The sequence below is a fragment of the Microbispora sp. CA-102843 genome (assembly GCF_050936215.1).
GTDB lineage: Bacteria > Actinomycetota > Actinomycetes > Streptosporangiales > Streptosporangiaceae > Microbispora.
Genome location: NZ_JBNJNF010000001.1, coordinates 9,760,064 through 9,783,643 on the forward strand (window position 1 = coordinate 9,760,064; position 23,580 = coordinate 9,783,643).

19 protein-coding genes are annotated in these 23,580 nt (G+C 70.5%); 5 read left to right on the forward strand and 14 right to left on the reverse strand.

Translation table 11 applies throughout. From position 1 onward, the window contains the following. Nucleotides 1-74: 74 nt before the first annotated feature. From trxA to ACQEVJ_RS45630, 8 genes are all read right to left on the reverse strand, one after another. Entirely contained in the window at nt 75-398 is a 324-nt protein-coding gene (trxA, locus tag ACQEVJ_RS45595) for a thioredoxin (RefSeq protein ID WP_030508599.1), read from the reverse strand. A 78-nt stretch (nt 399-476) separates the two neighbouring features. Next, nucleotides 477-1,406 carry a thioredoxin-disulfide reductase gene (gene trxB, locus ACQEVJ_RS45600; protein ID WP_433112257.1) on the reverse strand — a complete coding sequence of 310 codons (930 nt, stop codon included), beginning with the start codon at nt 1,404-1,406 and terminating at the stop codon, nt 477-479. A 151-nt stretch (nt 1,407-1,557) separates the two neighbouring features. Beyond that, the gene (locus ACQEVJ_RS45605; protein WP_433112260.1) at nt 1,558-2,535 is read right to left on the reverse strand and encodes a zf-HC2 domain-containing protein; all 978 of its coding nucleotides are present in this window, start codon (nt 2,533-2,535) and stop codon (nt 1,558-1,560) included. Then, the gene (gene sigM / locus ACQEVJ_RS45610) at nt 2,525-3,166 is read right to left on the reverse strand and encodes an RNA polymerase sigma factor SigM (RefSeq protein ID WP_433112263.1); all 642 of its coding nucleotides are present in this window, start codon (nt 3,164-3,166) and stop codon (nt 2,525-2,527) included. The genes ACQEVJ_RS45605 and sigM overlap by 11 nt, the downstream gene beginning before the upstream one ends. 9 nt (nt 3,167-3,175) lie before the next feature. Next, nucleotides 3,176-4,690: a protein kinase family protein gene (locus tag ACQEVJ_RS45615; protein WP_433112266.1), complete on the reverse strand. Its 1,515-nt coding sequence runs from the start codon at nt 4,688-4,690 to the stop codon at nt 3,176-3,178. A 416-nt stretch (nt 4,691-5,106) separates the two neighbouring features. After that, complete coding sequence (gene murJ, locus ACQEVJ_RS45620; protein ID WP_433112269.1) at nt 5,107-6,705, reverse strand: murein biosynthesis integral membrane protein MurJ; 1,599 nt, start codon at nt 6,703-6,705, stop codon at nt 5,107-5,109. Nucleotides 6,706-6,798: 93 nt separating this feature from the next. Further along, nucleotides 6,799-9,066 (reverse strand): hypothetical protein, encoded by a 2,268-nt coding sequence (locus tag ACQEVJ_RS45625; protein WP_433112272.1) that lies wholly within the window; start codon nt 9,064-9,066, stop codon nt 6,799-6,801. Between the two features lie 46 nt (nt 9,067-9,112). Further along, a complete protein-coding gene (locus tag ACQEVJ_RS45630) occupies nt 9,113-9,649 on the reverse strand; it encodes an aminoacyl-tRNA deacylase (RefSeq protein WP_433112275.1) in 537 nt (178 codons plus the stop codon). A 142-nt stretch (nt 9,650-9,791) separates the two neighbouring features. On the opposite strand from ACQEVJ_RS45630, the gene ACQEVJ_RS45635 reads away from it, so the two are divergent. After that, nucleotides 9,792-11,228 (forward strand): CCA tRNA nucleotidyltransferase, encoded by a 1,437-nt coding sequence (locus ACQEVJ_RS45635; RefSeq protein WP_433112278.1) that lies wholly within the window; start codon nt 9,792-9,794, stop codon nt 11,226-11,228. Then, nucleotides 11,229-12,506 carry an adenosylmethionine--8-amino-7-oxononanoate transaminase gene (locus ACQEVJ_RS45640; protein ID WP_433112281.1) on the forward strand — a complete coding sequence of 426 codons (1,278 nt, stop codon included), beginning with the start codon at nt 11,229-11,231 and terminating at the stop codon, nt 12,504-12,506. A 21-nt stretch (nt 12,507-12,527) separates the two neighbouring features. On the opposite strand, the gene ACQEVJ_RS45645 is transcribed toward ACQEVJ_RS45640, so the two are convergent. From ACQEVJ_RS45645 to ACQEVJ_RS45660, 4 genes are all read right to left on the reverse strand, one after another. Next, on the reverse strand, nt 12,528-13,970 hold the full coding sequence (locus tag ACQEVJ_RS45645; RefSeq protein ID WP_433112284.1) for an extracellular solute-binding protein: 1,443 nt from the start codon (nt 13,968-13,970) through the stop codon (nt 12,528-12,530). Beyond that, nucleotides 13,970-16,039 (reverse strand): vWA domain-containing protein, encoded by a 2,070-nt coding sequence (locus tag ACQEVJ_RS45650; protein ID WP_433112287.1) that lies wholly within the window; start codon nt 16,037-16,039, stop codon nt 13,970-13,972. Before ACQEVJ_RS45650 ends, ACQEVJ_RS45645 begins: the two co-directional genes overlap by 1 nt. Nucleotides 16,040-16,168: 129 nt before the next feature. Further along, nucleotides 16,169-16,426, reverse strand: a complete 258-nt coding sequence (locus ACQEVJ_RS45655; protein WP_433112289.1) for a hypothetical protein — start codon at nt 16,424-16,426, stop codon at nt 16,169-16,171. A gap of 45 nt (nt 16,427-16,471) precedes the next feature. Continuing rightward, on the reverse strand, nt 16,472-17,467 hold the full coding sequence (locus ACQEVJ_RS45660) for an MFS transporter (protein WP_433112292.1): 996 nt from the start codon (nt 17,465-17,467) through the stop codon (nt 16,472-16,474). Between the two features lie 101 nt (nt 17,468-17,568). Here ACQEVJ_RS45660 and idi point away from each other — a divergent pair, with 101 nt between their 5' ends. Continuing rightward, nucleotides 17,569-18,165 (forward strand): isopentenyl-diphosphate Delta-isomerase, encoded by a 597-nt coding sequence (gene idi, locus ACQEVJ_RS45665; protein ID WP_433112295.1) that lies wholly within the window; start codon nt 17,569-17,571, stop codon nt 18,163-18,165. A 64-nt stretch (nt 18,166-18,229) separates the two neighbouring features. On the opposite strand, the gene ACQEVJ_RS45670 is transcribed toward idi, so the two are convergent. Continuing rightward, nucleotides 18,230-19,309, reverse strand: a complete 1,080-nt coding sequence (locus ACQEVJ_RS45670; RefSeq protein ID WP_142564161.1) for an inositol-3-phosphate synthase — start codon at nt 19,307-19,309, stop codon at nt 18,230-18,232. A 13-nt stretch (nt 19,310-19,322) separates the two neighbouring features. Next, the gene (locus tag ACQEVJ_RS45675; RefSeq protein WP_030508612.1) at nt 19,323-19,961 is read right to left on the reverse strand and encodes a PadR family transcriptional regulator; all 639 of its coding nucleotides are present in this window, start codon (nt 19,959-19,961) and stop codon (nt 19,323-19,325) included. 125 nt (nt 19,962-20,086) lie between these two features. Between ACQEVJ_RS45675 and ACQEVJ_RS45680 the strand changes: the two genes are divergently transcribed. Together ACQEVJ_RS45680 and ACQEVJ_RS45685 are read left to right on the forward strand one after the other, a co-directional pair. Then, entirely contained in the window at nt 20,087-20,470 is a 384-nt protein-coding gene (locus ACQEVJ_RS45680) for a DUF5318 family protein (protein WP_433112300.1), read from the forward strand. Between the two features lie 601 nt (nt 20,471-21,071). Then, nucleotides 21,072-23,558: a transglycosylase domain-containing protein gene (locus ACQEVJ_RS45685; protein ID WP_433112303.1), complete on the forward strand. Its 2,487-nt coding sequence runs from the start codon at nt 21,072-21,074 to the stop codon at nt 23,556-23,558. Nucleotides 23,559-23,580 lie beyond the last annotated feature (22 nt).

The following is a 23,580-nucleotide window of genomic DNA, read 5'->3' on the forward strand; positions in this document are numbered from 1 at the left end:
GGGGCCGGAGAACGCGAAAGCCCCCCGCACCGCACGCACGGGGGGCTCTTCGGGTGGTGCCGGCGGAAACGGCGTCAGATGACGCCGTCGAGCTCGCGCAGCAGCATGGCCTTCGGCTTGGCGCCGATGATCTGCTTGACGACCTCGCCACCCTTGTAGACGTTCATCGTCGGAATCTGGAGCACACCGTAGTCCCGCGGCGTGACCGGGTTCTCGTCGATGTTCAGCTTGACGATGGTCAGCTTGTCGGCGTTCTCGGCGGCGATCTCCTCGAGGATCGGCCCGACCTGACGGCACGGACCGCACCACTCGGCCCAGAAGTCGACCAGAACCGGCTTGTCGCTCTTGAGGACCTCTGCCTCGAAGCTCGCGTCCGTCACGCTCTTGATCGCGCCCACGGTATCTCTCCCCTTGCATGAGTGGTGTGGCGGTGCAGACAACCGCGGGGACGGTCCCCGCATTCCCGATGTCGGGACTCAGGCGTTCAGCGTCAGCCAGCGCTCGGCGTCCAGCGCCGCCGCGCATCCGGTCCCGGCCGCCGTGATCGCCTGACGATAGATGTGGTCGACGACGTCCCCGGCCGCGAACACCCCGTCGATGTTCGTCCGCGTCGACGGCGAGTCGACCACGATGTACCCCTGCTCGTCCAGATCGACCTGGCCCTTGACCAGGTCGGTGCGCGGCTCGTGTCCGATCGCCACGAACACGCCCCCCACCGGCAGGTCGGACTCCTCGCCGGTCTTGACGTTGCGCACCCGCACCCCGGAGACGCGCTCCTCACCGAGCACGTCGGCGACCTCGCTGTCCCAGACGAAGCGGATCTTCTCGTTCGCGAACGCCCGATCCTGCATGATCTTGCTGGCGCGCAGCGAGTCGCGGCGGTGGATCACCGTCACCGACTTCGCGAACCGGGTCAGGAAGATCGCCTCCTCCATCGCCGTGTCGCCTCCGCCGACCACCACGATGTCCTGGTCGCGGAAGAAGAACCCGTCACAGGTGGCGCACCACGACACGCCCCGCCCCGACAGCCGCTTCTCGTTCTCCAGCCCGAGCTCGCGGTAGCCCGACCCCGTGGCCAGGATCACCGTCTTGGCGTAGTAGGTGTCGGTGTAGGTCTTGACGACCTTCGGGTTCGCCTCGAGGTCCACCTCGACCACGTCGTCGGCCACCAGCTCGGCGCCGAACCGCTCGGCCTGCTTGCGGAAGTTGTCCATGAGGTCCGGGCCCATGATGCCGTCGGGGAACCCGGGGAAGTTCTCCACATCGGTCGTGTTCATCAACGCCCCGCCGGCGGTGACCGACCCCTCGAAGACCAGCGGCTTGAGGTCCGCGCGCGCGGTGTAGACGGCCGCCGTGTAGCCGGCCGGCCCCGACCCGATGATGATCACGTTACGAACGTCGCTCAACGGACCCGCCTTCTTCGATCCCGGTTGATGTGCAGTGCCGACAACAGATCCTAGGGCCCGGTCATTCCCGGCCCGGTCCCCGATACGGCGAAGCCCCCCGGAGGTCGCGGGGGGCTTCGTCACTGCTGATGGTACGGCTCGCGCCGCCTGGTCACTTCCAGGAGGCCAGAACCTCGGGCCGCAGCTTGTGGCAGCGCGAGTCCACCACGACCACCCGGACGGCGTTGCTGCTCTTGTCCTCCCAGAACGCCATGACCGTGGCCTCATTGCCGTTGTAGAGGGCCTTGTCGACACCGATCGGCGTGCGGTCGAGCTGGGTCGAGAACCGCTTGACGCAGGTGTCGAGGTCCTCGTCGTCGTTGGTGCCCGAGCCGGGCGCCACGCCGAAGTAACCCAGCAGCGGCCCGCGCAGCTCCCGGCTGGTGTAGTTGTGGCCGCTGGCGTAGGTCGAGTAGGTCAGCGCCTCGACCTCGGCCGGGCTCTTCTGGCCGGGGTCGCCCTGGCTCACCACCGGCTGGGACGGCGAGTCGCCGAACGAGAGCAGGCCGGTGGCGAGACCGCCGCTCCCGATCACGACGGCCGCCGCCGCGGCGACCGCGGCCGGCAGCGCCCACGCGCGCCGTCTGGACGCCTTGCGGCCCGCCGTACGCGTTCCGGAACGGCGCCTGGCCGGCACGATCGTCCCGTCGTCGGCGACGACGCCCAGGGGGGCCGTGGTCGCGGCGATCGGCGCCGGCTCGCGCTCCGGCTCCACGTGCGTCTCCGCAGCCGTTTCCGCGGTGGTTCCCACCGGGGTCGCGACCGGAGGCTCGACCGTCTCCCACGGAGCGCTCTCCCACGGGGCGATCTCCCGTGGAGCGCTGTCCCATGGGGCGTCCCGCAGGACGCGGTCCCAGTCCGGCGCCTCGGCGGCCAGCGCCCGGTCGATGCGCCTGGCGACGCCCAGAGGCATCGCCGGCACCGGCATCGCCGCCAAGACCTCGCGAACCGCGGCCAGGTCGGCGAGGCTCTCCCCACAGGGGTCGCAGACCGCGAGATGCTCGCGGACCCGCCGGGCCGTCGTGTCGTCGAGGAGACCCTCCGCCAGTTCGGCGAGAACCTCCAGGTCGTAGTGCGTGTCACCCGTCACGAAGTTCTGCTCCCTTCCCGGATGAGACGCGAGTGAGGTCAGATCGGTTCCGTAGATGCGAAAGAATCGGGGCGAGTTTGGCGCGGCCCCGCGCGCAGCGGCTCTTCACGGTGCCCGGCGGGACACCCAGCACCGCCGCCGCGTCGTCCACCGCGTACCCCATCATGTCGACCAGCACGAGGGCCGCCCTCTGGTCGGGCGGCAGCAGCTTCAGCGCCGCCGTGACCTCCAGGGAGACCTCACGCTCGCCCGCCTGGTCGGTGGCCGGGACCTCGCGCTCCACGGCCTCGATGAGCTCGTCGTCGGCTATCGGGCGCACCGATTTGCGGCGCATGCGGTCGAGGCAGGCGTTGACCACGATGCGGTGGAGCCACGTCGTGACAGCCGCCTCGCCGCGGAAGCTGTCCGCCTTCCGGTACGCCGAGACGAACGCGTCCTGGACCGCGTCGGCGGCCTCGTCGGGATCGCCGAGCGTACGGAGGGCGACCGCCCACATCCGGTCGCGGTGCCGCCTGACGATCTCGCTGAACGCGTGAGGGTCGCCGCCGAGATGGCGGGCCAGCAGATCGGCATCGGACGTCGCGCGGCGCGCGTGCTCAGCCGTCGGGGGATTGTCTGGTGGGGAATTCACAAGTCCCTGCTATGCCGATCCTGGGGAATGCACCGTTACTTCGTAGATAGTGCCACGATACTGCGAGCCCGAGGGGGGAAGTCGGGTGAACCAGATCAAAACGTACTGACCCGTAGCGGCCTTTTCCGGGGTGAGCGTCACGGAACCCGAGGCGCCCTTCTTCTCCGCCACGGTCTTCAGCGAGGACAGTTCCGCCGCGTCGCCCACCTTGAGTTGCACGGTCGCGCCGCCCGCGTTGCCCAGGGAGACGACCACGTCGGCGATGGGGACCGGCTTGCCCATGTCCAGGATGAGCCCGACGCCGTCCTTGAGCCGCCCCAGGTCGGCGCTGCTGTAGCTGTCGGTGTGCCACTCGGTGGACGGCTTGCCGTCGATGGCGAGCGGGGCGATCTCCGGCTTCTCCGCGCGGTCCGAACCGAGGGGATCGAACCCGGTCGCGCTCACCGGCTTGACGGTGACCGGCTTGCGCGAGGGGGACGGAGACTGCGAGACGTCCGACTGGTTCACCCGCGGGGTGTTGCCGAGGTTCTTGCCCACGGTCCAGGCGCCGACGCCGACCGCCGCCATCACGAGCAGAACGATGACGGCCAGCAGGATCTTGCTCGCGGTGCCGGTCTGCGGGCGCGGCGGCCCACCGGCCATCGTCATCTGGTGCGCCATATGAGACGGCATGTGCGGCGGCATGGTGGACATGCCCAGTCTGTCCGGCGCCTCGCTGTGCAGATTCAGCGCGGGCGGGGCGGTGGTGACGGGGGCCGGCGCGGGGCGGGGCACCTCGGCGAGCGCCTCGGCCACGTCGGCCGGGGTGGCCAGCGGCGGCAGCCCCCGCCGCGGCTCCTGCAGCAGCGCGCGGCAGGTGATGGCGTCCAGGTAGCCGGGGACTCCGGCGGTGACCTGCCGGGGCGTGCAGACCTTGCCGTCGTCCAGGGGCGCGGCCGGCAGCCCGCAGTCGGAGTCGCCGGGCCAGTGGCCGGTCAGCGCCGCGTAGAGCAGGCGGCCCAGCCCCTCGGCGTCCTCCCGGGCGGGCTCGTCGCTGCTGAGGTCGAGGATCGCGGCGTCGACGGCGAGCCCGAGGAGCTTGACCGTGCTGCCGCTCGTCCAGACCAGCCGGGCGGGGGTCAGGTGCAGGTGGGTGAGCCCGGCCGCGTGCGCGTGCGCCAGGGCCTCCGCGGCCTCGGCGACCAGGGCGGCGCCGCGCTCGGGCTCGATGGGCCCGCTCTCCAGCAGGTCGAGGAGCGAGTCTCCGCTGACCCACTCGCTCACGACGTACGCCGTGCCGTCCTCGTCGGCCGCGTCGAAGACCTGGGTGAGGCGGGGGTCGGTCAGGCGGCTCGCCAGACGGGCGGCGGTGACAACCTCCTGGACCCGGGGGAAATCGGGCGTGAACGTGTGGACCGCGACCGGGCGGGCGAGGATCTCGTCCAGGGCCTTCCACAGGGTCGCGCCGCCGGATTCGTGGACCCGGTCCTCCAGGCGGAACCGATCCGCCAGCCGGGTCCCCGGTTCGACCGTGGACATGCTCATGCGGCCGCTCCGCTCCGCGGCCCGTCGGCATGCATCAGCCGATGCCGGGTGGTTCCGCCCACGCCTTCCCGCTTCCGCTCGCCGGTCCGAAACTCCAGATCGCGCCCCTAAGACCTCCTGCCTGCCGTGGTCGCCGAGCGGAGCACCGCCGGGTCGGCGAGACCCCGGAGACGAGCATCCGCGGGCCGGAATCGGCCCGCGCGGCGCCCGCCGCCCGGTCCTCCTCCGCCTCGCGGTCGCCCGCCCGGCCGAATCCATCGGTAGGGCAAGTTCTGCGGGACGTTCCCTGGGTGGTGTCTCAACACTCCCTGGCGCACCATGCTAGTGCCGTGCCGCTTGTGCCCGCCTTCCCGATCGAAGACGTCCGAATCGGACTTTCGGGTTACCTTCCAGTTGCCGGTCGTTCTTGAGGACTCTTACCGTCCTACCCGGCTTGCGACAAGTCCAATGATGGAGCGGACCTCGGGCACCCGCAGCCGGTGTGCCGCGAGCATGTACAGCATCAGCCCGGCGCCGCCGCCCACCACGAGCACCACGGCCGAGGTGACCGGGGTGATCGCGGTGACCTCCCTGGCCAGCCACAGGACCGCCAGCGCCAGCGCGGCGGCGGGGATCGCCGCCGCGTACATCCGGCCCAGGCCGGCGGTGATCTCCCGGCCGCCGAGCCCGCCGATCTTCCGGCTCGCCAGCACCCACGCGACCCCGGTCAGCGCGATGTACGTGATCAGGTAGGCGAACGCCAGTCCGATGACGACGTACCGGTCGGGGAGCGTGAAGTAGGCGACGAGACTGAGCGACGCGTTGATGACCACGTTCACTCCCGCCATGATCGCGGGGGTGCGGGTGTCGCCGAAGCTGTAGAAGACCCGCAGCAGGAGCTGGAAGATCGAGAACGGCACGAGCGCGACGCCGAACACCTGCAGCACATGACCGATGTAGATCGCGTTGGCCGTCGTCATGTGGCCCCACGAGAAGATCAGCGTGGTGACCGCGGGGCCGAGCACCATCAGCAGCAGTCCCGCCGGGACGATGACGGAGGAGACCAGTCGCACCCCGGAGGAGAACTCCTCGCGGGCCGTGGCGAAGTCCCCGTCCGCCACGAGTCTGCTCATCCTGGGCAGCATCGCCGTGATCACCGACACCGCGATGATCCCGTACGGGAGCTGGAAGAGCTGGAACGCGTACGCCCACGCGCTGTTGCCGGCACCCGGCGCCCGGTCGCCCGCGCCGGTGGCGAGCTTGGTGGTGACCCAGAACCCGATCTGGTTGATGCCGACGAAGGCGAACGTCCACACGGCGGTCCTGGCCGCCTCCCCGAGCCCGGTGTTGCGCACCCCGAATCGTGGGCGGAACCGGAACCCGGCCCGGTGCAGCGCGACGATCAGGACCAGTGCCTGGGCCACGATGCCCGCGGTGGTGCCGAGCCCGAGCAGCATGAGGTCGCGCTCGCTCACCTTCTCGATGTCGGACGTCCCGACGGCGTAGTAGGCGGCCAGGACTCCCATGACCACGATGTTGTTGAGCACCGGCGCCCACATGGGCGCGCCGAACCTGTCCCGCGTGTTCAGGATCGCCCCGGCCAGCGATCCGATCCCGAAGAACGCGATCTGCGGGAGCAGGAACCTGGCCAGTGTGGTGGCCACCTCCACCTTGTCATCGGACCAGTTCGAGGCGGTGTAGAGCTCCATGATCGGCCGGGCCAGCAGCACGCCGATCACCGCGACGGCCGTCAGCACCACCACGGCCAGCGTCATCAGCCGCTGCTCGAACGCCTGGCCTCCGTCGGGGTCCCGCCTCTGCGCCCGTACGATCACCGGCACGACCACGGCGCTGAGGACGCCCTGGAGCAGCAGGTCGAGCAGGATGTAGGGGATCTGGTAGGCCGCGTTGTAGGCGTCGCCGAGGGCGATGGTGCCGATGGCCGCGGCGAGCATCGCCGTGCGGACGAAGCCGGTGAGCCGCGAGACCATCGTCCCGGCCGCCATGATCGCGCTGGCCCGCAGCATCCTGCTCATGGTTGTCCTTCGGTTCATGGCGGCCGGGATCGGGTGGCCGCCTTCCTCCAGTGGTCCCAGACTTCAGGGTGGTCCAGACTACGGCGACCCAGACTACGGCGACTGCGTGCGCTCGGCCGGGACGGCTCCCGGCCGGTCGGCGGGCGGGCCGTCCGCGTCATTCGGCCCGTCGAACGGGAACGCCTTGCGCGACCTGCGGCGCAGGATGCGCATCACCACGGCGGCCAGCATGATGACCACGGCCGCCCCCACGATGACGAGGGCGATGCCGGTGTAGCCCGTCGCGCGCACGACGACGCGCACCGCGCCGCCGTACTTCTCGTCGTCGTCGGTCAGGAGCTGCACCGAGATGCTCGCGTCGCCGCCCTCGTTGCGTACGATCACCGGCACGTTCACGAGCTGGCTGCGCCCCGTGAGGATCCTCGTGGTGGGGGTCACGTAGACCCCTCCGGGGGCGTCGATCGCGAGCCGCGACTTGCTGGCCGAGGTGACCCGGATCTTGATCTGGATGTTCTTGTCCAGGTTGTTGGCCACGCTGACCGGGACCTGGCCGTTGCTTCCCGCGACCGCGCGCGGGGTGTCGAGCACGGACACGTCGTCGATGCGCTCGTCGATGGCCTTCTGCACCTGCCCGGCGAAGGACAGCGCCCGCTTGCCGTCGCCCCGCCAGGAGGCCGAGGTCAGCCGGAGTATGGCCGTGTGGAAGACGTCCGTGTGCTCCTCGGTGACGGTGGCCACGGCGTCGGCCTTGCGCTCCAGCTTGCGTACGGTGGCGAGGTAGGAGCGGGTCAGTTCGGCCTGGCGGTCGCGGTCGGTGTACGTCAGGTCGCCGCGCGGCACCCCGGCCCGGCCGGGCTTGACCGATTCGAGCGAGGTCATGCGCAGCCAGGGGGCGCTGGAGACGGCCTGCAGGAGGCCGGAGACGAACGCCGGGTCGGGGGTCCACAGGTGCGACTCGGGGGCCGCGATCACGGTGCGGACGGCCGTCCTCGCCGTCGCGCCCTGCCCCATCTGCCCCATCTGCCCCATCTGCCCGGTTTGTCCGGTCTGGCCCGGCTGTCCGAACTGGCCGGTCTGCGGGGTCTGCTGCTCGAAGGCGATCATCGCGGTCTCGGCGAGGAACCGCTGCCGCGCGAGCATCGCGGCGCCGGGGGCGGACACGTCCCCGCCGAGGACCTCGCTGAGCGTCGGGTCGGCCAGCAGCGCGGTGAGCGGGTTGTCCGCGACGGTGTCGAGCCTGGCCGCCCCGTCGGGAGTGGTCTGCGCGGGCGGGGGAAAGGACTGACCGTTCTGCGTCGCGTCCTGCCCCGCGGCCCGCGGCGGGAGCGCGTCCCCCGACAGCAGCACGGACGTCACGCCCGACATCGCCAGTTCGTCCACCGCGTCGCGGTCGACCGTTCCGCCCGCCGGCCACGCGGTGGTGCCGCGGATCTCCCGGCCGAGCACTTCGCTCGCGAGCGCGGCCCCGCGCTGGATGGACGCCGCGGCCTGCTTGTCGAGGCCGTGGTGGACCAGCGCGGCCACGTCCGGGTCGGCGTACGGCGTGGCGACGACGGTCTTGTCCGTCAGCGCGCTGCGCAGGCCGTTCAGCCACTGGCCCGCGGCCGGGTCGGCGTTCTTGCGCGTGCCGCGCACGCTCCTGGTCCCGGAGGACAGGAGGCGGACGTCGTCGAGCAGGGCGGGGTCCACGAACCAGGTCACCCCGTCGCCGGTGTCCTGCGCGGTCTGGAGCAGCGACGCCAGGCGGCCGGACGTGAGCGAGGCGGACAGGTCGTCGTCCATGAACGTCGCGTCGTCGGCGCGGTGGGGCCGGTCCACGATCGGCAGGGCGACGGCCAGCTTGACCTTGGGGATCTGCTCGTCCTTGGGGGCGTAGGTCAGGAAGGTCCGCTCGATGCCGAGCCGCTGCCCGGTCGCCGCGTCGGTCACCTCGATCTCGAAGGGGTAGACCCCCGGCCGGGGCATGCCCAGCTCCCCAGGGGTCACGGTGAACCGGAAGGGGAGCTTGCCCGACTGGTCGAGCGGCGTGGCCTGGATCCTGGTGCTCCAGTTGGTGGTGCCGTATCCCTGCTCCGACAGGTAGGCCGCCATCTCAGCGCGGGAGGCGAACGGCCGGCCCCGGGAGTAACGGACGGCGACCCGCACGGAGGACCCCGGAGTGCCGGAGACGGTCCCCGAGATCGTTATGGGGGCGATGGCGGCGCGCACGACCTCCGGCGTGATCTCGCTCACGAGGAGCGGATCGGCCGGAGCCGCGGCCGCGACACGACCCGGAGGTGCCGCGACAGCCGTACCGGCCATGCCCGCGGGGGAGGCGAGCAGGGCGGTCAGCAATGTCAGCAGCGCGGCCTTACGGATCATGTGCCGGCCGGCGGTGAGGTACGGCGCACGCCCAGAATGCTATGGCCTAAGCCGTCCGCATAGGACTCGCCAGGCTCGCGAGACCCCTCCTGAGGGTGGCGGTCAGGTCGACGGGCTTGGCCGCCACCAGGTCGAACAGGTGGATGGCACGCACTCGCAACGCGGTGCGGCGCTCGCCGGTCGCGGTGTGCACGACCTCGTCGGGATCGATGCGCTCCATCAGGCGCTGGTCCACCAGAACGGTCAGATCGTCGGGGAGCAGCAGCGGGCAGACCAGGCCGTGCGCGTAGTCGGTGGCGGAGTTGACGGTGAAGGCGGACGCGGGGGTTACCCTGTGGGCGCGCAGGACGGCGCCCACCGCCGCCGGCCCGGGACAGGAGTTCACCGCGCTCACCACGGCCACCTCGTGTGTCCTCCCGCGCGCCGACACCTCGAACAGCGACACGCACAGGCACGTCTCGGGAGTGACCCCCAGCACCTCGGGAAGCTCGTCCGAGCATGTCAACGGGCGCGGAAGACGTACGATCTCATGGTGGATCTGGTGGGCGAGGAGCCAGCGGTGAATCGCGAGAGCGTCTTTCATCTCGTGTGCTCCTTGCGTCGTCCAGCGCCCCCGAACCGTCCGTGGCCTGGTGATCGCTAAGTGTGTCTCCCCTGGGTGACACCCGAACACCTGGGCCGTCGGGGGAGAGTTTCTGTTCCGTGACCGAAGGACCTACCCAGCCTTGTCCGTTTCAAATCTGAGCGACAGCCAGCAGCGCGCCGTGAACGAACTGTTCCGCCGGATCGCCCCGGTCGCCGACGAGCTCGGTGAGCTGTTCTCGGCCCGGGGGCACGAGCTGGCCCTGGTCGGCGGCTCCGTCCGCGACGTCCTCCTCGGCCGCGCGAGCAAGGACCTCGACCTGACCACGGACGCCCGTCCCGAGCGGGTGCTGGAGATCGTCAAGGACTGGGCGGACGCCGTCTGGACGATCGGGATCGACTTCGGCACCGTCGGCGTGCGCAAGGGCGGCTGGCTGCTGGAGATCACCACCTACCGCAGCGAGTCGTACGACCCCGCCTCGCGCAAGCCCGAGGTGATGTACGGCGACTCGCTCGACGGCGACCTCGCCCGGCGCGACTTCGCGGTCAACGCCATGGCCGTCCGCCTGCCCAGTCACGAGTTCGTCGACCCGTACGGCGGGCTGCCGGACCTCGCCGCCAGGACGCTGCGGACGCCGGGCAGGCCCGAGCAGTCGTTCGACGACGACCCGCTGCGAATGCTGCGGGCGGCCAGGTTCGCCGGCCAGCTCGGGTTCACCGTGGCCCCCGAGGTCGTCGAGGCCATGACCGCGATGTCCGGCCGCATCGAGATCGTCTCGGCCGAGCGCATCCGCGACGAGCTCGACAAGCTGATCCTCGGCGCGCACCCGAGAGCCGGGCTGGCGCTGCTGGTCGAGACCGGGCTCTCCGCCCACGTCCTGCCCGAGCTGCCCAAGCTGCGGCTGGAGATCGACGAGCACCACCGGCACAAGGACGTCTACGAGCACACGCTGATCGTGCTCGAGCAGGCGATCGGGCTGGAGACGGCCGGCCCCGACCGGGTGCTGCGGTGGGCGGCCCTGCTGCACGACATCGGCAAGCCGAAGACCCGGCGCAACGAGCCCGGCGGCCGGGTGTCGTTCCACCACCACGAGGTGGTCGGCGCGCAGATGACCAAGAAGCGGCTCACCGAGCTCAAGTTCCCCAAGGACGTGGTGTCCGACGTGTCCAAGCTCGTGGAGCTGCACCTGCGCTTCCACGGCTACGGGACGGGGGAGTGGACCGACAGCGCCGTGCGCCGCTACGTCCGCGACGGGGGACACCTCCTCGAACGCCTGCACAAGCTGACCAGGGCCGACTGCACCACCCGCAACAAGCGCAAGGCGCAGGCACTGTCGCGCACCTACGACCAGCTGGAGGAGCGCATCGCGCGGCTGGCCGAGGAGGAGGAGCTGGCCAAGATCCGGCCCGAGCTGGACGGCAACGAGATCCAGGAGATCCTCGGCGTGGCGCCCGGCCCGGTCGTCGGCAGGGCCTACAAGCACATGCTGGAGATCCGGATGGACCACGGCATGATCGGCAAGGAGGCCGCGCGGCAGGCCCTGCTCGCCTGGGCTCACGACAACGGGATCCTGTCCTAGGTGGACGCCGGGGAGGTCCTCCGGCTGGACCGGGAGCACGTCTGGCACCCGTACACGGCCGTGCCGTCGGGGGTGCCCGTGCACGTCGTCCGCCGGGCCGGCGGCGTGCGGATCACGCTCGGCGACGGCCGTGAGCTGATCGACGGCATGGCCTCCTGGTGGGCGGCCATCCACGGCCACAACCACCCGCGGCTCAACCAGGCCGCGCGCGACCAGATGGACGACATGGCGCACGTCATGTTCGGCGGTCTGACCCACGAGCCCGCCGTACGGCTCGCGCACCGGCTGGCCGGGATGACCGGGCTCGACCGCGTCTTCCTCGCCGACTCGGGCTCGGTGGCGGTCGAGGTCGCGATCAAGATGGCGGTCCAGTACAGCGGGCGCTCGGCCCTGCTGACCGTGCGGGGCGGCTACCACGGCGACACGTTCGCCGCGATGTCGGTCTGCGACCCGGTCAACGGCATGCACCACCTGTTCACCGGGATGCTCCCGCGGCACGTCTTCGCACCGGTGCCGCCGGACGACTACGGCCGCCGCCCGGTCCCGGTCTCAGTCCCGGTCCCGGAGGCCGGTCCCGACGAGGCGTATCTGGCGGAGCTGACCGCGGCCGTCGAGGCCCACGCGGACCGGCTCGCCGCGATCATCGTGGAACCGGTCGTGCAGGGCGCCGGGGGTATGCGGTTCTACCACCCGGCCTACCTGCGGCGGCTGCGCGACCTGGCCGACGAGCACGGCATCCTGCTGATCGCCGACGAGATCGCCACCGGCTTCGGCCGTACGGGGGAGATGTTCGGCTGCGACCACGCCGGGATCAGGCCGGACATCATGTGCGTGGGCAAGGCGCTCACCGGCGGATACATGACGCTCGCCGCCACGTTGTGCACCGCGCGGGTGGCCGACCGCATCGGCGTGCTGATGCACGGCCCGACCTACATGGGCAACCCGCTCGCCTGCGCCGTGGCCGGCGCCTCGCTCGACCTGCTCGCCGAGCGGCCCTGGCGTGAGGAGGTCGCGCGCATCGAGGCCGCCCTGCTCGACGGCCTCGCCCCCGCCGCGTACGCCCCCGGCGTACGGGACGTACGGGTGCTGGGCGCGATCGGAGTGATCGAGACCGACCAGCCCGTCGATGTCGCAAGAATTCAGGACATCGTGATGGAGCACGGCGTCTGGCTGCGCCCCTTCGGCCGCCTGATCTACACGATGCCGCCGTACGCCTGCACGCCGGAGGACGTCGCCCGCATCGCCGGCGCCATGGTCGCCGCGACGGCGGCGCTCTGACCCGGTCGCCGGGGCCGCCGGTCAGACAGGGCAGGGGTCGTCCGGCCGCCTGCCGTCCCTGGCCTCCCGCAGGGCCTCGGCGAAGCGGCCGACGTCGATGTCCCGCGGCTCGATCTCGCCGGTCATCGCTTTCCTCGCGCAGGACCTGAACGTGTCGCTGAAGGCGGCGTAGTGGGGCCAGACCGGGCGCGACCCGGCTCCGTCCAGCGCGTCGTGGATCGCCCGCGCGAAGGTCCTGAGCTCGGGGGCCGTCATCTCCGATCCGGGTTCCGGGGACGGATTCGACTCGCCCTGGAGTTCGCCGCACGTCCGGGGGCCCGACGTCTCCGACGTGTAGAAGGTGTAGACGTCCTTGAGGACCGGCGGGTAGCCGCCGCACGCGAACAGCTTCTTCTGCGCGTCGGACGACGTGAGGAAGCGGATGAGCCGCACCGCGTCCTGACGTTCCTCCTCGGGCATGGTCGCGCTGATCGCGAGGGCGTAGCCGCCCGTGATCCTCGCGCCGGGCAGGGGGGTCACCTCGAACAGCGGCGATCCGTCCCTGGCCCGCATCGACGGGTCGAGCGCCAGGCGGGGGAACGCGAACGGCCAGTTCCGCATGTAGCCCACGTCCCCGTCACGGAACGCCAGGAGGCTGCTCTCCTCCCGATAGCGGAACAGGCATCCGCGGCCCAGGCGGTCCTGGCACCGGACCTCGGCCCCGGCGGACGGAGGCCGGCTCCCGTCGCCCGCCAGCCCGGCGAGTAGCCTCCGCAGGTCGCCGAGCGCCTGCTTGGTCTTCCCGGCGTACCGGTCGAGCACGACCTCGTCACCATCGGTGATCTCGGCGCCGCCGGAGAGCACCGCCTCCATGAGGTTGACGGTCCCTCCCTCGTAGTCGTCGAACTGCCCGACGTAGCCGTACCGACCGGCGTCTCCGACGAGATCCGGCCAGGTGGCGGGGAGCGGGAGGCCGGGCTTGCGGAACAGCAGCGGCGCGTCGGTGGCCAACGGCTCGGCGTACTGTTCGCCGTCCACCCGAGCCGCCCGCAGCACCTCCTCGGTGAAGTGCGGCCAGTCCTCGCCGAAATCCTCCGGGGTGAGCTCGGCCAGGTAACCGTTCCTCGCGAACTCGGGGATGTAGACGACGTCGAGGAGGAAGACGTCATAGGTGCAGCGGTGCGACTGGGCCGCGGCGGCCATCTCGGCCCTGGCCTCGTCGGTGGAGTCGGAGATCTCGACGAGCTTGTCGTCGCGCTTCGACTTCTCGTTCCACTGCCGGACGAGGTCCCTGCGGAAGCCCCCGGCGCTGACGTCGCTGTTCGCCGCGATCGTGATTCGCCCGTCGGTGTGGCACGCCGTGTCCTGCCGGGCGTGGACGAGCTGGAGGCCCCCGAGGAGGACGCCCACCGCGAACCCCGCGGCGGCGAGCCGCCTCCGGAAGGCCGGCAGCCGCGACCACCAGAGCGCCGGCCGCCGGGCCATCAGGACCACCCCCGCAGCGTGAAGATCGCGTTGTTCAGCGCGCTCGCCACGGCTTGCGTGCCCGTCTTGGGCGACTGCCCTCCCTCGATCTCGGCGCAGACCACGTGCTGGGGCGACCCCGGCGGCCGCTCCGGCTGAGGGAACCTGCCGCCGCACCCGCCGTGCCCGAAGACGAGGATGTAGAGGTTCGTGATCGAGGAGCTGTGCTTCAGCGCCATCACGACGTCCTGCTCCGCCCGCCCGGGATCCTCCTCGGCCCTGAAGGGTCCTCCGTCCGTGACGACCACGACAGAACGACCCGGGAGGCCGAACCTCGTTCCCAGCTCGTCGATCGCCTTCGACAGCGGTGCGTCCCGTCCCCGGCTCCGCTCCAGCCGGAAGCGCCCGATGAACCTGCCGAGCTGGCGCAGCCCCTCCTTGTCCGTGGGATCGCTGACCCTGATGCCGCCGTCCTTCTCCTGCCAGAACGTGCTGAGCGACAGGCGGTCGGTCTCGATGAGCGTCTGCCTGATCTCCGGGAGCGCCTCACTAGTGGGAAGCAGCGACCGGGACATCGACCCGGAGACGTCGAGCAGGAACTGCAGGTCGACGCGGTGCAGCCGACGGGCGATCTCCTCCTTCGCGTCGCCCAGCTCGTCGGCGCCGCTCCGCGGGGGAGGCTGCACCGGGCGGCCGAAGAGAGGGTGCTTCTGGACCAGCCAGCCGGCGAAGCGGCCGAGGGCGAGACGGCGTTCGGCGGCCTCGTCCCGGGAGGCCGGGGCGTCCTCGTCCGGCCACGTGATGTCGACGAACGGGTAGTCCAGGACGGGCAGACCGGGCGGCCGCTCCTCCGCGAGCCTGGGCTCCTTCGGATCCATGCCCCGGCAGCCCTCGTCCGTGATCTCCCCCGCGTTGTACTCCTGCACGCTGTGGGCCGGGACGAGCAGGGCGTATCCCTGTTTCTCGGCCTTCGTCATCCGTTTGTAGCGGCACAGGAGCGCGTCGACGCTGTCGTCGGAGGCCACGCTCCGCACGGTGTCCTCGGGATGTTCCAGGCCGACCAGGCGCGCGGCCGCGATGAGGCCAGCCGAGGAGAGGCCGGGCTGGGGGTACACCAGGCGCATGCCCAGCCGGGCGCGGATCGCCCCCACGATGTCCGCCAGGGTCTTGTCCCCCCTCTGCTCCGGGGGCAGGTTGTCCAGATCGTCGGCGCGCTCGGCGAGCATCGCGACGACCAACTGCTCGCCGGTCACGCTCCGGCCAGGCGACAGCGTCGCCGTCCCGCCGGCCGTCCCGTCGCACGGCTGTCCCGAGGAGCTGAGGGTGCTCTGGATCTGGCGGACGTGCGCCACCTCGGCGGTGCTGGTCGCGATCCAGGCGTCGGGACGTCTCCCGAAGAGCCGCGGGAACGACTCGTCGTCGCGACACCAGCCGAGCGTGAAGCCGTCGGCCATCTCGGCCGCGGACGGCGCGGCGCCGACCGAGATCCGGTACGGCGTGCAGCCGTCCGCCTCGTCGGCATAGGCCGCGGCGGCATCACGCAGCGCGTCGACGTTCTCCGGCGCCGTGATCACCGACAGCTCCCGCGGATCGGCGCAGGAAGGCGACGCCACCCACCGCGCCAGCGCCGACGCACCCTGGGCGGCGCCCCAGGCGCCGAGGATGACGACCACACCGGACGCCACGGACAGATAGGCGATCGCGAGCGTGGGCAGGACGCGGCGAAGCGCTCCCAGCGCCTTCGCCATCCGCGGACGCTGGGAGAGGGGGGCCAGGAACCAGTCCCGCATCTTCGACGTGAGCGGGCCGAGCCATCCGGCCGGCCGCGCGAGCACGCCGGCCGGCCCCCGGCCCCGCAGGAGGAGGCCGCCGAGCACGCCGGTCGCCAGCACCCCGACGAATGTCGGAACCGGCAGGTGTTCGAGAAAGGTGTGGAAGTCCGTCCAGAAGCCGTTCGCGGCGGCCGCGGCGAGCGTGGTGACCACCGTCTGCCGTGCCGCCGCCACCTCCGGGGACCGGTCCGCCGGTGTCGCCTTCCCCGCAGGCTTGTCGGAGGCGTCTTCTGCCGTCGAGGGGGTCGGGGAGGACATCACAACGACCTGTTCGCTGAAGGAAGGACCCGGGGATACTAACTCTTCAGGGGCCGGTAAATCCGGCGGCGCGTTTTAGTCAAGTCCGGATTCGACGAACGTCCCGTCCCTATTTTCCTGCGGAAACGGTCAGTCGGCGGCGGGAACCGGCTGCCTGCGCACGGCGGCGGGCAGGATCAGCCGGTAAACCACCGCGCCGAGCAGGTAGCCGACGCCGATCACGGCGAGCGCGAGATAGGACCTGCCGTCGGGCGGCAGCAGCGCCGCCGCCAGCACCGCGCCGAGGACCGTCATGCCGTTGAAGAGCATGTCGTACACGGAGAAGGCGCGGCCGAGGTAGGCATCCTCGACGTCGCGCTGCACGACGGTGTCCGCGCAGATCTTCACGCTCTGTCCCGCGACGCCGATCACCAGCCCGGTGGCGAGGAACCCTCACTCCTCGAACGTCGCGCACAGCGCGAACTCCAGGACTCCGCAGGTCACGAGCATCATCGGGACCCAGGCCTCGATGCGGACCCGCTCGGTGGCCCACGGGGTGACCAGCACCGCGGCGAAGCTTCCCACGCCGACGGCGCCCAGCACGAGCGCGATGCCCTTCAGCGCGTCGTCGGCGTCGGTGGTGAAGTGGTAGCGGTAGAGCATCACCACCGCCGCCGTCGAGATGCCGAACATCAGGCGGTGCGTAGCGATGCCGCCGAGGGCCGCCGCGGCGGAACGCCGGTGCGCGATGTGCCGCGCACCGTCCACCAGGCCGGCGAGCACGTGCCGTACGGCCTCGCGGGCCTGCGGGCGGTCCGGGTCGTACGCGGGGCCGAGCAGGGAGCGCTCCATCGTCCGCGCGATCAGCGAGCTCAGGCCGAAGACGAGGCCCGAGCAGACCAGCAGCACCGCCACGCCCTTGTCGTCCGATCCGGCGACCATGCGGAGTGCGACCCCGGCGCCCGCCCCGACGAACGTCACCACCGTGCCCGAGGTGGGCGTGACCGCGTTGGCCATCATCAGGTGCTCGGACGGCACGACGTGCGGCAGCGCCGCGCTGAGGGCCGACAGGAAGAAGCGGTTGACCGCGAGGACGCCGAGCGCCGCCGCGTAGAAGACGGCGTCGGAGGCCCCCGCCGCGACGAGGCCGGCGGCCAGCAACAGCAGCGCCCCCCGCACGATCGGCGCGATGACGAGGATCTGCCGCCTCGACCAGCGGTCGATGAACACCCCGACGAAGGGCCCCAGGACGCTGTACGGCAGGAGCAGCACCGCGAGGCCCGCCGCGATGGCGGTCGCGCTCGCCTGCCGTTCCGGGCTGAAGAACGCGTAGCCGCCGACGGCGAGCTGGAAGATCCCGTCCGAGAACTGCGAGACGAGCCGCGTGGCGAAAAGCCGCCGGAAGTTTCGGCCCCGCAGGACCACTCGCAGATCAGAGACGTAGGACACGGCGACAGCCTACGCGGGAGATCACGCCCGGGCATCAGGATCAACCCTGATAAAGCCCCCTACGTCTCACTCGCATCAAGGTGATCACGTACTCTCGCAGAGTGACCTCACAGGAACATGTCGTGCTGGTTGATGGCGAGGGCAACCCGATCGGCACCGCTCCCAAGTCCACCGTCCACGGCGCCGACACGCCGCTGCATCTCGCGTTCTCCAGTTACGTCTTCGACCAACGTGGCCGCGTACTGCTGTCGCGGCGGGCGGGCTCGAAGCTGACCTGGCCCGATGCGTGGACCAACAGCTGCTGCGGGCACCCGCTGCCGGGCGAGCCGCTGTCGTCGGCGGTGATCCGCCGCCTCGGGTTCGAGCTGGGCCTGGCCGTCGAGTCCGTCGACCTGGTCCTGCCGGGCTTCTCCTACCGGGCCGTGATGGACAACGGCACGGTGGAGAACGAGCTGTGCCCGGTCTATCGGGCCGTGGTGACCGAGGAGGCCGCGCCCAACGCCGAGGAGGTGGGCGAGGTCCGGTGGGAGCCCTGGACGCGCTTCGCCGCCGAGGTGATGAGCGGGGAGCTGGACATCTCGCCCTGGGCCCGGGAGCAGGTGCCCCAGCTCGTCGCGCTCGGGCCCGACCCGCTGGCCTGGCCGGTGGCCGACGCCGCGGCCCTGCCGCCGGCCGCGCGCCCGCTCACCAGCCGCTGAGGCATGGAACCGCCCCGGTCCGATCGAGCGGAGCCGGGGCGGGACACGCGGTGGACGACGGACGTCAGCTCTCGACCTCGCCGCGGATGAACTTCTCGACGGCCTCGCGGGCGTCGTCGTCGGAGTACTGCTCCGGCGGCGACTTCATGAAGTAGGACGAGGGCGACAGCAGCGGGCCGCCGATGCCCCGGTCGAGGGCGATCTTGGCCGCGCGGACCGCGTCGATGATGATGCCGGCCGAGTTGGGCGAGTCCCAGACCTCGAGCTTGTACTCCAGGTTGAGCGGGGTGTCGCCGAACGACCTGCCCTCGAGGCGGACGTAGGCCCACTTGCGGTCGTCCAGCCACGGCACGTGGTCGGACGGGCCGATGTGGACGTCGGCCTTGGCCATCTCGTGCGGGATCTGCGACGTGACCGACTGGGTCTTGGAGATCTTCTTGGACTGGAGGCGGGTGCGCTCCAGCATGTTCATGAAGTCCATGTTGCCGCCGAAGTTGAGCTGGTAGGTGCGCAGCAGCTCGACCCCGCGGTCCTCGAACAGCTTGGCCAGCACGCGGTGTGTGATCGTGGCGCCGACCTGCGACTTGATGTCGTCGCCCACGATCGGGACGCCGGCCTCGGTGAACTTCGCGGCCCACTCGGGGTCGGAGGCGATGAAGACCGGCAGCGCGTTGACGAAGGCCACCTTGGCGTCGATCGCGCACTGCGCGTAGAAGCGGTCGGCCTCCTCGGAGCCCACCGGGAGGTAGGAGACCAGGACGTCGACCCGGGCGTCCTTCAGCGCCTGGACGACGTCGACCGGCTGCTCGTCCGACTCCTCGATGATCTCGCGGTAGTACGTGCCCAGCCCGTCGAAGGTCGGGCCGCGCTGCACGGTGACGCCGAGCGGCGGCACGTCGCAGATCTTGATCGTGTTGTTCTCGGAGGCCACGATGGCCTCCGACAGGTCGCGGCCGACCTTCTTGGCGTCCACGTCGAAGGCCGCGACGAACTCGACGTCGCCGACGTGGTAGTCACCGAACCGCACGTGCATGAGGCCCGGCACACGGCTGCCCGGATCCGCGTCCTTGTAGTAGTGGACGCCCTGCACCAGCGATGAGGCGCAGTTGCCCACACCGACGATGGCTACGCGCACCGAACCCATAGCACTCGCTCCTTTACCTATCTGCCTCGGGCGTGTCCGCCCTCTGGGTCTCTTCCTGTACGGCTTGCGCGGGATCCGGGGGGTGATCCCCCTCGCCGGGAGCCGAACGGCTCCGCCGTTCCGAGTCGATCAGCTCGTTCAGCCAGCGGACCTCGCGCTCGACCGACTCCAGCCCATGGCGCTGGAGCTCAAGCGTGTAGCTGTCCAGTCGCTCTCTCGTACGGGCGAGAGCCTCACGGACGCGGTCGAGGCGTTCTTCCAGGCGGCTACGGCGGCCCTCCAGGATACGGAGCCGCACCTCCGCCTCCGTATGGCGGAAGAAGGCGAAGTGGATGCCGAAGCTTTCGTCCTCCCAGGAGGACGGGCCCGACTGGCTGAGCAGCTCCTGCAACCGCTCCTTACCCTCCGCCGTGATCTTGTAGACGATCTTCGACCTGCGGCCGAGAACCGTGTCCTCAGGAGGCTCTTCCTCGGCGATGAGGCCCTCGTTGAGCAGACCCCTGAGGCAGGGATACAGCGAGCCGTAGGAGAACGCACGGAACATGCCGAGCAGCGTGTTGAGCCGTTTGCGCAGCTCGTATCCGTGCAAGGGCGTTTCGTGCAGCGATCCCAGGACGGCGAGCTCCAGCACACCTCCACGAGAGCCCGTCACTGGAACCACCTCCTGTGTCCGGCCGATGTATCGACTCGATACATCCGCAGGATACGTCGGGGTGTCATAGATGGCAACGGGTCAACGGTTGGGCAAGATTCAGCAAAGGGTCGTAATCTGGCCACATGTGGTCACAGCGGTCGGTCGTGGACTACGGCCTCGCGAAGCGGGCGGCCGTACAGTCCGTCCGCGCCGGCCGCATGCGGGCGCGGGACGTGTGCGACGCCCACCCATACCTGCTGCGCGCGGCTCAATACCACGGAGAGCCGACGAGTCGCATGTGCCCCATATGCGAACGAAGGAACGTGACCAACGTCACATACGTATATGGGGATGAACTAGGACGAGTGGCCGGCCAGGCAAAAGGTATGGCCGAGCTCACCGCGATGGCCCGGGAATACCGCGAATTCCGGGTCTACGTGGTGGAGGTCTGCCAAGGTTGTTCCTGGAACCACCTGGCGGTGTCGTTCGTCCTCGGAACAGCCGATCCCCCGGGCCCTTCCCTTTAGGGCGACCTCCACCTCCAGGAGGGCCGCCCGCCGGCCTGTCGGCCGACGTCGATCAATTCCCCGAACCATCTGACGAGGACGCGTGACTTACAGCAGCTATGGACCGGAGCCGACCGGCCGTCCCGAGGACGCCTCGGGCTCCGGTGGATCATCCCGCCCTGGGCGCCGTCGTCGCTCGCCCCGGGAATCCGACGAGTACGGCGAGTACGGCGAGCCCGCTCCGCCGAGACAGCCCGGCAGGGGGCCGGCCCCACAGCCGCCCCGGGCCGCCCGGCAGGGAGGACCGGAGCGCCGCCGGGAGGCGGCGGCCTTCGAGGACACGGCGGCCATGAACGCGGTGCCGCAAGGACCGGCGCAGGGCCCGCCGCAGGGCCCGCCGCAGAGACCGGCACAGAGACCCGCCCAAGGACCGCAGCAGGGACCTCGCGGCCCTGTCGGCGGCGGACGCCCGCCCGCGGGCCGTGACCCGCGCTACGCGGCCGGCCCCGGCGGCCCCGGGGGCCCAGCCGGTCAAGGCGGTCCGGGTGGTCCCGGTGGTCCCGGTGGTCCCGGTGGCCTCGGCCGGCCCGGCGCTCCCGGCGCGGACGAGCGCACCCAGGCGATGGGCATGCAGACCGGCGGCTTCCGCCGCGAGGGGGATGGGCAGAGCACCGAGGCGATCCAGACCGGCGGTCGCCGCCGCAGGCCCCCGGGCCGGGGGGGCCGCGGTCCCGGCGGTCCCGGCGGTCCCGGTGGCCCTGGTGGCCCTGGTGGTCCGGAAGGTCCCGGCGGGCGCGGTCCCCGGGACCCGCGCGACTTCGACGACTTCGACGAGGACGACGAGAAGCCGCGCCGCACGGGCTGGAAGCGCTTCCTCCCGAGCTGGAAGATCCTCGTGGCGGCCTTCACCGTGCTGGTCGCCGGCACCTTCGGCATGATCGCGGTGGCGTACGCCAACACCCCGACGCCGACCGCGACCCAGGCGGAAGCCGTCGCCCAGGGCAGCACCATCTACTACAGCGACGGCAAGACGCTGATCGGCAAGGTCGGAACCCCGCGCGTCATCCTGGACGACATCAACAAGGTGCCGCGGCACGTCCAGGACGCCGTCATCGCGATCGAGAACAACACCTTCCGCGAGGACAGCGGCATCTCGATCCCCGGCATGGTCCGGTCGGTCTGGATGACGGCGACCGGCCAGCAGATGCAGGGCGCCTCGACCATCACCCAGCAGATGGCCCGCAACTACTACGACGGCCTGAGCCAGGAAGTGTCGCTCAAGCGCAAGGTCAAGGAGATCTTCGTCGCGGTCAAGCTCGACAAGGAGATGTCCAAGGACAAGATCCTGCTGCAGTATCTGAACACGGTGCCCTTCGGCCGTGCCTACGGCATCGAGGCCGCCGCGCAGGCGTACTTCAAGAAGCACGTCGAACAGCTCACCCCGGACCAGGGCGCCTATCTCGCCGCGCGCATCCAGACGCCCGCCCTGGACGCCGACTCCCCGCGGTTGCAGTCCCGGTTCAAGGACGTCGTCAACGCCATGGCCAGACTCGACCCGGCTAAATACGGCAATCTGCCGAGCACGGCCAAGTTCCCCAAGACCGTTCCCGCGCGCAACAGCAACGAACTGGGCGGGCTGAAGGGCTACATGATCGTCCAGGTCATGGAGGAGCTGAAGACCCGGATGAACCTGTCGCCCGACCAGGTCAGGAGCGGCGGCTATAAGATCATCTCGACCTTCGACAAGAGGCTCATGCAGGCCGCCAGGAAGGCGGTCACCAGCACCACCTCCAGTCTGCCGAAGGAGATCCACGCCGGTCTGGCCGCGGTGGACCCCAAGACGGGACGGGTGCTCGCCTTCTATGGCGGTGACGACTACGTCAAGGACAACTGGAACGAACCGTTCGACTCCAAGAAGCAGGCCGCCTCGGCGTTCAAACCGTACGTGCTGGCCGCCTGGCTGGACGCGGGCCACAGCCTGAACAGCTACCTGCCCGGCACCCAGACAGTGCCGGACAAGCTGCCGGGCTTCGAGAAAGGCCTCGCCAACAGCCACTCCAACACCCCATCCGCCATCAACGCGATCTACGCCACCGCGCACTCGGTCAACACGGCCTTCGCCTCGATGGCGTACAAGCTGGACGAGGAGAACGGCACGGTCGGGGAGCTCAGCGCGGTGAAGCAGATCGCCGAGGAAGCCGGGCTCGACAAGACCCGGCTGGAGGACGACATCAAGAAGCACCAGTACCAGTTCTCCATCGGCAGCGCCCTGGTCACCCCGGTCGAGCAGGCCGCCGGATACTCGATCTTCGCGAACGAGGGCAAGCACATTGACTACCACGTGGTCAAGGAGGTCCGGAAGGACAAGGATGTCGTCTTCGCCGAGCGGCGGGACGTCAAGCAGGTGATCACGCCCGAGGCGGCGGCCGACTCCGTGGCGGCCATGGAGGAGGTCCTCAAGTCCGGTACGGCGGCGGGCCGGGGCATCGGCCGTCCCGCCGCAGGCAAGACCGGCACGAACAACGACAACAAGGAAGCGTGGTTCGTCGGCTTCACACCGCAGATCTCCACCGCCGTCGGTATGTATCGCGAGCAGTGCGTCACCAAAAAGGGCAAGATCGTCCAGCCCATCAACTCGAACTGTCCGGAGACGCCCAACGGGAAGCCGAGCAAGAAGTACGGCCCGAACAACCGGTACTCCGAACCCCGTGAGATATCGCTCGGCACCGGCATCGAGGGCGCGACCTACCCGACCACGATCTGGCGGAACTTCATGACGGAGGCGCTCGCGGGTAAGCCGGTCGAGCAGTTCCCGCAGAAGGCCGGGCTGGGCAGTCCGGAGAACATCGTGCCGAGCCCGACCCCGTCCCCGTCGCCGGAACCGGACGACGGCGGGTTCCCCACCGACTTCCCGACCGACTTCCCCGACGACGGCGGCTGCTACAACGGCGGCCCGGGGTGTGACAGCGGTGACGGCCTCGGCGACGACCAGGGCGGGGGCGGCCACGACGGCGGCCCGGGGGGCGACGACGTCCCGTTGAACATCAACCAGGGCCCGGCGGCCATGCCGACCGGGTCCGGCAACGGCAGGAGCGGCAGCGGCGCCTGATCCGCGATCCGGCGACCAGAAG